This window comes from Ramlibacter sp., assembly GCF_035706265.1.
Taxonomy (GTDB): Bacteria; Pseudomonadota; Gammaproteobacteria; order Burkholderiales; family Burkholderiaceae_C; genus Ramlibacter.
On record NZ_DASSVG010000397.1, the window covers coordinates 1 to 6,126 of the forward strand.

At 68.1% G+C, this 6,126-nt stretch carries 4 protein-coding genes; all 4 read right to left on the minus strand.

Annotation, left to right across the window (positions count from 1 at the left end; all coding sequences use genetic code 11):
- Positions 1 to 240: 240 nt before the first annotated feature.
- On the minus strand, positions 241 to 1,257 hold the full coding sequence (locus VFM98_RS14315; RefSeq protein WP_325110587.1) for a class 1 fructose-bisphosphatase: 1,017 nt from the start codon (positions 1,255 to 1,257) through the stop codon (positions 241 to 243).
- A gap of 31 nt (positions 1,258 to 1,288) precedes the next feature.
- Positions 1,289 to 3,931 (minus strand): aminopeptidase N, encoded by a 2,643-nt coding sequence (pepN, locus tag VFM98_RS14320; protein WP_325110588.1) that lies wholly within the window; start codon positions 3,929 to 3,931, stop codon positions 1,289 to 1,291.
- A 109-nt stretch (positions 3,932 to 4,040) separates the two neighbouring features.
- Positions 4,041 to 5,145 (minus strand): peptide chain release factor 2 gene (gene prfB / locus VFM98_RS14325; RefSeq protein ID WP_325110589.1). Its coding sequence is split into 2 segments (ribosomal slippage): positions 4,041 to 5,063 and positions 5,065 to 5,145, totalling 1,104 coding nucleotides; the frame shifts between segments, so codons are not numbered across the junction.
- 51 nt (positions 5,146 to 5,196) lie between these two features.
- A partial coding sequence (locus VFM98_RS14330) for a hybrid sensor histidine kinase/response regulator (protein ID WP_325110590.1) occupies positions 5,197 to 6,126 on the minus strand: 930 nt, incomplete at its 5' end.

The window sequence follows — 6,126 nt, forward strand, 5'->3', positions numbered from 1 at the left end:
CACCGGCAGCAGGTACGACGTGCAGTTCGATCCGGCGAAGCGCTATGCGTTCGGGTGGGCGGTGTTCGACAACGCGTCGGTCCGGCATGCGACGCCGGATGACGCGCTGTTCATGGTGTTCGGGAAGTAGGAAGGAAAAAAGCGGGCTCGCGCCCGCTTTTTTCCTGTCGTTCCCGCGCAGGCGGGAATCCAGTGCGCGCTGCGCGCGTTCCTGGGTCCCCGGCTGCGCCGGGACGACGGTTACTTCGCGTGGTACGCCGTCACCCGCTCCACTTCGTTCTTCGACCCCAGGATCACCGACACGCGCTCGTGCAGCTTGGTGGGCTGGATGTCGAGGATGCGCTGGTGGCCGTTGGTGGCGGCGCCGCCGGCCTGTTCGACGATCCAGCCCATGGGGTTGGCCTCGTACATCAGGCGCAGCTTGCCGGGCTTGCCCGGCTCACGCTTGTCCCAGGGGTACATGAAGATGCCGCCGCGCATCAGGATGCGGTGCACGTCGGCCACCATCGAGGCGACCCAGCGCATGTTGAAATCCTTGCCGCGCGGGCCTTCCTTGCCGGCCAGGCACTCGTCGATGTAGCGGCGCACCGGGGCGTCCCAGTGCCGCATGTTCGACATGTTGATCGCGAACTCCTTGGTGTCGGCCGGGATGCGGATGTTCTCCTGCGTCAGCACGAAGGAACCCTGCTCGCGGTCCAGCGTGAACATCGCCACGCCGTCGCCCACCGTCAGCACCAGGGTGGTCTGCGGGCCGTAGATGCAGTATCCCGCGGCCACCTGCTTCGCGCCGGACTGCAGGAAGTCCTGCTCGCTCACGACGCTCTCCGGGCCGCCGTTCTCGGGCTTCTTCAGCACGCTGAAGATGGTGCCGATGCTGACGTTGACCTCGATGTTGGACGAGCCGTCGAGCGGGTCGAACAGCAGCAGGTATTCGCCCTGCGGGTAGCGGTTCGGCACCGCGTAGATGCCTTCCATTTCCTCCGAGGCCATGGCCGCCAGGTGGCCACCCCACTCGTTGGCCTCGATCAGCACCTCGTTGGCGATCACGTCCAGCTTCTTCTGCGCCTCGCCCTGCACGTTGTCGGTGCCGGCCGCGCCCAGCACGTCGCCGAGCGCGCCCTGGTTGACGGAGATGCTGATGCGCTTGCAGGCGCGCGCCACCACCTCGATCAGCAGCCGCAGCTCGGACGGGATGTGGCCGTGCACCCGCTGCTGCTCCACCAGGTAGCGGGTGAGGGAAATGCTTTGTTGCGTCATTCGTTCTCCTCCTCGGAATCCGTATTTCAAGTCATTCGGCCAACGCCCGGCTGACGACTTCGCGCACGTCGTTGCTCAGGTCCGGCTTGGCGGCCACGCGGGCGATGGCCTCGCGGGCGGCGCTGCGCAGGGGCTCGGCCAGCTTCTTCCAGCGGTCCAGGGCGCGCGCCAGGCGCGCCGCCACCTGCGGGTTGATGGCATCGAGCTCCATCACGCGCTCGCTCCAGAACACGTAGCCGGCCGCGTCGCCGCGGTGGAAGCCCCCCGGGTTGGCGCTGCAGTAGCTGAAGATCACGCTGCGCGCGCGGTTCGGGTTGCGGATGTTGAAGTCCGGATGCTGCATCAGCTGCTTGACCACCGGCAGGATGTTGCCGCCGCGGTCCGGCGCGCCGGCCTGCAGGGCGAACCACTTGTCCAGGACCAGGGCTTCGTCCCTGAAGATGGCGTGGAAGCGCTGCAGCGCGGGGGCCGCCAGCTCGTGGCCGCTGGTGACCAGCGCGGCCAGCGCGTTGAAGCGGTCCGGCATGTTGGAGGCGTCCTTGAAGCGCTGGTAGGCCTTGCCGGGCCACACCGCGTCGCGGCTGGCGCGCGCGGCCAGGCACAGGTGCGTGAGCGCCAGGCCGGCCAGCGCCCGCCGGCCGCTGGAGACGGCGTCGGGCCGGTAGGCGCCGCTGTCCTTGTGCGCCTCGTAGGCCCACTCCCAGTCCTCGAACAGCGCCGTGGCGAGCTGCTCGCGCATCGCCTCGCGCACGGCGTGCACGCGCTGCGGATCGACCGTATCGAGCTGCTCCGCCAGGTAGGTCTCGGCGGGCAGCGTCAGCACCAGCTCCTTGAAGGCCGCATCGAGCTGCGGATGGCGCAGCACGCTGCGCATCGCCTCGATGTAGGCGTCGTCGAGCTGCACCGGGCCCGTGCCGCGCACGAAGGCCAGCGCGCGGCCGGTGGCCAGGCGCTGCCCCGCCTCCCAGCGGTTGAAGGGATCGCTGTCGTTGGCCAGCAGCGTGAGCAGCTGCCGGTCGCTGAACTCGCACTCCAGGATCACCGGCGCGCTGAAGCCGCGCAGCAGCGAAGGCACCGGCTCCTCGGCCAGGCCGGTGAAGGTGAGGGTCTCGCTCTCCTGCGTCAGCACGTGCAGGCCGGCGGTGAGCTCGCGGCCGCTGCCATCGAGCAGGCCCAGCGCGATCGGGATCACGAAGGGCAGCTTCTCGGCCTGCCCCGGCGTCGGTGGGCAGGACTGGGAGAGCGTGAGCGAGTAGACGCCCGTGGCCGGATCGAAATTCGTCTGCACCTGCACCCGCGGCGTGCCGGCCTGGCTGTACCAGCGCTTGAACTGGTCCAGCCGCTGGGCGAGCTGCGACTCCGGGTTGGCGTCGGCGATGGCCTGGGCGAAGTCGTCGCAGGTGACCGCCTGGCCGTCATGGCGCTGGAAGTAGAGCGTGAGGCCGCGGGCGAAGCCTTCGCGGCCCACCAGGGTCTGCATCATGCGCACGACCTCGGCGCCCTTCTCGTAGACCGTGACGGTGTAGAAGTTGTTGATCTCCAGGTACTGGTCGGGCCGCACCGGGTGGGCCATGGGGCCGGCGTCCTCGGGGAACTGCGCGGTGCGCAGCACCCGCACGTCCTCGATGCGCTTGACGGCGCGGGCCGACGCACCGCCGGAGAGATCCTGGCTGAACTCCTGGTCGCGGAAGACGGTGAGGCCTTCCTTCAGCGACAGCTGGAACCAGTCGCGGCAGGTGACGCGGTTACCCGTCCAGTTGTGGAAGTACTCGTGGCCCACCACCGATTCGATGTTGGCGTAGTCGGTGTCGGTGGCGGTGGCCTGGTTGGCCAGAACGTACTTCGTGTTGAAGATGTTCAGGCCCTTGTTCTCCATCGCGCCCATGTTGAAGTCGCTGGTGGCGACGATCATGAAGCGTTCGAGATCGAGCGGCAGGCCGAAGCGCGCCTCGTCCCAGGCCACCGAGGCCATCAGCGAGTTCATCGCGTGCTCGGTCTTGTCCAGGTCGCCGGGGCGCACGTAGACCTGCAGCAGGTGGTCCTTGCCCGAGCGCGAGGCGATGCGCTGCTCGCGGCACACCAGCTGGCCCGCGACCAGGGCGAACAGGTAGCAGGGCTTGCGGAAGGGATCGACCCACCTGGCGAAGTGGCGGCCGTCGTCCAGCTCGCCCTGTTCCACCAGGTTGCCGTTGGACAGCAGCACCGGGTAGCGCTGCTTGTCGGCGCGCAGCGTGACGGTGTAGCTGGCCATCACGTCGGGCCGGTCGAGGAAATACGTGATCCGGCGGAAGCCCTCGGCCTCGCACTGGGTGAAGAAGGAATCGTTGCTGACGTACAGGCCCATCAGCTTGGTGTTCTTCGCCGGCGCGCAGGTGGTGAAGATCTCCAGCTCGAAGGGCTCGTTGCCGTCCGGCAGGTGTTCCAGCACCAGCTGGCCGTCCTCCAGCTTGAACGAGGTGCCTTGGCCGCCCACCAGCACGCGGGCCAGGTTCAGTTCCTCGCCGTCCAGGCGCAGGGGCTGCGGCATGACCTCGGGGTTGCGGCGCACGCGCATGCGATTGAGCACGCGGGTCTTGGCCGGGTCGAGGTCGAAGCACAGTTCGACCGAGTCGATCCAGAAGGCCGGCGGCTGGTAGTCCGCGCGGTGGATCACCTTGGAAGTTCCTTCACGCATGGAGGCTCTCCGGAAGTTTCTTGTTCATGGATTGTTCGAGGCCGCGCAGAGGCCGGCATGGAATCGACCGGGGTGCCGGCCAGGCCGAAGACGAGGGCACGCACGGGCATCAAACGCCCTGCTTCAGGGAGGCCTCGATGAAGGCATCGAGGTCGCCGTCCAGCACCTTCTGCGTGGCGGAGATCTCGACGCCGGTGCGCAAGTCCTTGATGCGGCTGTTGTCCAGGACGTAGCTGCGGATCTGGTGGCCCCAGCCGACGTCCGTCTTGGAGTCCTCCAGCTTCTGCTGCGCCTCCATGCGCTTGCGCATCTCGAAGTCGTACAGGCGCGAGCGCAGCCGCCGCCAGGCGACGTCGCGGTTGCTGTGCTGCGAGCGGCTGTCCTGGCACTGCACCACGATGCCCGTCGGCATGTGCGTCAGGCGCACCGCCGAATCGGTCTTGTTGATGTGCTGGCCGCCGGCGCCGGAGGCGCGGAAGGTGTCCACCCGCACGTCCGCCGGGTTGATGTCGATCTCGATCGAGTCGTCGATCTCGGGATAGACGAAAACGCTGGCGAAGCTGGTGTGGCGCCCGCCCGAGGAGTCGAACGGCGACTTGCGCACCAGGCGGTGCACGCCGGTCTCGGTGCGCAGCAGCCCGAAGGCGTAGTCGCCCTCGATCTTCAGCGTGGCGCTCTTGATGCCGGCCACGTCGCCGGGCGTCTCGTCCTCGATCGTGTACTTGAAGCCCTTGCGCTCGGCGTACTTGATGTACTGCCGCATCAGCATCGAGGCCCAGTCGCACGCTTCGGTGCCGCCGGCGCCGGCCTGCAGGTCGAGGAAGCAGTTGCTCGGGTCGGCCGGCTGGTTGAACATGCGGCGGAACTCGAGGTCCTTGACGATCTCCTCGAGCTTCTTCGCCTCGTTCTCGATCGCGGCCAGGCCCGACCCGTCGCCTTCCTCCTTGCTCATCTCGTAGAGCTCGAGGTTGTCGGCGAGCTCGCGCTCGAGGTCCTGGATCACCAGGACCACGCCATCGAGCTGCTTCTTTTCCTTGCCCAGTTCCTGGGCCTTCTTGGGATCGTTCCAGACCGCGGGGTCTTCCAGCGCGGCGTTGACGGTCCTCAGGCGCTCCGACTTGGCATCGAAGTCAAAGATACCTCCGGAGGTCGCCGGTGCGGGCCTGCAGGTCCTGCAGGGTGGTGCCGATGAGGTTGATGTGTTCTGCGTCCATTGTGAAATTCCTTGCAATCGCTGGGGATCGGCGATGAAACCAGCGATTTTCTCATGCGGGCTGCGGCGGCGGCAGCGGCAGGGACAGGATGAACTCGGCGCCCTCGCCGGGCGTGCTGCGCACCTCCAGCCGGCCCTGGTGGGCCTGGGCGATCTGGCGGGCGATGTAGAGGCCCAGGCCGAGGCCGGGCACCTGGTTGTCGCCTTCGGCGCGCTCGAACTGCTCGAAGATGCGCTCCTGGTCCGCCGGCGCGATGCCCATGCCCTGGTCGCGCACCGACACGAAGGCCTCGTGGACCTCGTCGCGCACGCCCACCGTCACGGCCACCGGCTTGCCGCCGCCATAGCGCAGCGCGTTGGTCAGCAGGTTGGTGATCACCTGCTCGACGCGGAACTCGTCGCCCACCAGCGGCAGCGACTCGGGGGCGGCCAAGGTGATGGCGATGCCGCTGCTCGTGGCCTGCTCCCGGATGGCCTCCACCACCTCGCGCGCCGACTGCGCCAGGTCGAAGGGGGCCGGCACCATCGCCAGCCGGCCGGTGCGGGCGCGGGAGACGTCCAGCATGTCGTCGAGCAGGCGCACCATGCTGCGGATCTGGCGCTCGTCGCGCTCCACCATCCGCAGCATGGACTGCGCGTCCGGCTGCTTCGGCCCGGCCACCATCTTGCGGCGCAGCTGCGCCTGCAGGTACACCGAGTTGAGCGGATTGCGCAGCTCGTGGGCGATCATGGACATGAAGTCGTCGCGCATCTGCACGGCCCGCTGCAGCTGCGCCTTGGCCTCCTGCAGCTCCTGCCGCTGGCGCGCGAGTTCCACGAAGACGTTGACCTTGCTGCGCACCGCGTGCGGATCGAGCGGCTTGTAGAGGAAGTCGACGGCGCCGGACTCGTAGCCCCGGAACGCGTAGTTCAGCTCGCGCCCGGCGGCGCTGACGAACACGATGGGGATGGTGCGCGTGCGCTCCGTCCCGCGCATCAGCTC

Excerpts from the sequence above, each read along its gene's own strand:
- VFM98_RS14315 (WP_325110587.1), bottom strand. The coding sequence starts at position 1,257 with ATGACGCAACAAAGCATTTCCCTCACCCGCTACCTGGTGGAGCAGCAG.
- pepN (WP_325110588.1), bottom strand. The coding sequence starts at position 3,931 with ATGCGTGAAGGAACTTCCAAGGTGATCCACCGCGCGGACTACCAGCCG.